This is a genomic window from uncultured Arthrobacter sp., assembly GCF_902805515.1.
In the GTDB taxonomy this organism is placed as follows: domain Bacteria; phylum Actinomycetota; class Actinomycetes; order Actinomycetales; family Micrococcaceae; genus Arthrobacter_D.
Genome location: NZ_CADCTE010000191.1, coordinates 1 through 1,806 on the forward strand (window position 1 = coordinate 1; position 1,806 = coordinate 1,806).

Below are 1,806 nucleotides of genomic sequence, written 5' to 3' on the forward strand. Positions count from 1 at the left end.
CAGCCGGAGAGCAGGAAGAAGGAAACCGCCGCAGCAGCCAGGCGGCTCCTGCGGCGGTTGCCGGAAGAACTGATCATGCGTAGGACGATATCCGATTCAGTGGAGCGGTGGGCGGTCAGGCGTGATCGGTGCTGCGGCGGCGGACCAGGTAGGTGCCACCGGCTGCCGCCGCGAGAACGAGTCCGCTTCCGAGGACGAGCGTGCTTGTGGCGTCCTTCGCTGGCTCCTGGGCCACTCCGGTATCGACGCCGCCGACGGGCATCTGGTTCATCTGGTTTGGCATCGGCTGGGGGTTGTTCTCCGCGATGATGCGGTCCACGATCGCCTGATTGAACGCCGGGGTGCCGGCGGCGTCGCAGCCAAAGCCGTCCATGTCGGCATCCAATTTCGGTTGGTAAGCGGGTGAAGCGGCAGGGATGTTGAAGACCCCGGCTGCGGCTGCCTCAGTGCAGTTGTTGAACGGCAGTCCTACTGCTGTCGCCGGGGTGGCCGATAGCGCAGTGAAGCCGGCTGCAGCGGTAACCGCCAGAATTGCTGTACTTTTTTTCACTTTTATCCCCATAACTTTTGTTGTGACCAGAGTTTTCCCTGTGACGGGACGTTCAAAATTGTAAGCACCCTGCGCATTTCTGGGGAAGCAATTCCGAAGACCAATATCTCTTGTCAAGCTAGTGATTCGGCGGGCGAACAGCCGCCGCTGCCTCGGCTCTCGCGGGCTTTCAAACGGTGTCTGTGCGCGGGTCTTCAAGGATTCCGCCCTCGGTGCGCAGTAAGCTGCTGCGCCTCCGTGACTTTCTGTGACGAACCGTTCTCGACTCAACGGCCCGATCGCCCGTAGGGTCAAACCCAGAATCAAGAGTTCCAACGCAAAACCCTGGTTTGTTGGACGGCAACCCTCTCGCTGTAGCGGGGTGCCCCAGGTGAGGATTCGGCCCGGCCGGCGCAGATGACCGGAGGGCAAGTACGGCACTTCCACCCGGTTGTGCCCTGAACGAGGGTTCTTTTGCCATGTCCTTATCCCCGCACGCCTCCGGCTCACCCCGCCGGGTCCGCTTCAACGCCTTCGACATGAACTGCGTCGGCCACCAGTCCCCCGGGCTGTGGCGCCACCCCGAAGATCAGTCCTGGCGGTACAAGGACCTCCGCTACTGGGCCGACCTCGCCAAGACGCTCGAGAAGGGGCTTTTCGACGGCATCTTCATTGCCGACGTCCTCGGCACCTACGACGTCTACGGCGGCTCCAACGAGGCAACGCTGCGCCGGGGCACCCAGACCCCGGTCAACGACCCGTTCCTCCTGGTCTCCGCCATGGCCCTGGTGACCGAGCACCTCGGCTTCGGCGTCACCGCCGGCACCGCCTACGAGCACCCGTACCCCTTCGCCCGCCGCCTCTCCACGCTCGACCACCTCACCAACGGGCGGTTCGGCTGGAACGTCGTCACCGGGTACCTGCCCTCGGCGGCACGGAACCTCGGACAGACCGACCAGCTCGAGCACGACGAGCGCTACAACCACGCCGACGAGTACCTTGAGGTGCTCTACAAGCTGCTCGAAGGCTCCTGGGAGGACGACGCCGTCGTCCGCGATGTTGAAAGCGGTGTCTTCACCGACCCCGCGAAGGTGCACGGGATCGGCCACGAGGGTAAGTACTTCACGACGCCGGGGATCCACCTCAGCGAACCCTCCCCGCAGCGCACCCCGGTGATCTACCAGGCCGGCGCGTCCCCTCGGGGTATCGCGTTCGCCGCGGGCAATGCGGAGGCCGTCTTCGTCGGGTCGCCGACCCGGGCGATCCTCAAGGAGACC

2 protein-coding genes and 1 riboswitch are annotated in these 1,806 nt (G+C 64.4%); of the genes, one reads left to right on the plus strand and one right to left on the minus strand.

What is annotated here, in order from left to right:
• Nucleotides 1–115: 115 nt before the first annotated feature.
• Nucleotides 116–562, minus strand: a complete 447-nt coding sequence (locus QZX79_RS17285) for an excalibur calcium-binding domain-containing protein (RefSeq protein WP_294570291.1) — start codon at nt 560–562, stop codon at nt 116–118.
• A gap of 288 nt (nt 563–850) precedes the next feature.
• A riboswitch (SAM riboswitch) is annotated at nt 851–970 on the plus strand.
• Nucleotides 971–1,008: 38 nt separating this feature from the next.
• Between QZX79_RS17285 and QZX79_RS17290 the strand changes: the two genes are divergently transcribed.
• A partial coding sequence (locus QZX79_RS17290) for an NtaA/DmoA family FMN-dependent monooxygenase (protein ID WP_294570288.1) occupies nt 1,009–1,806 on the plus strand: 798 nt, incomplete at its 3' end.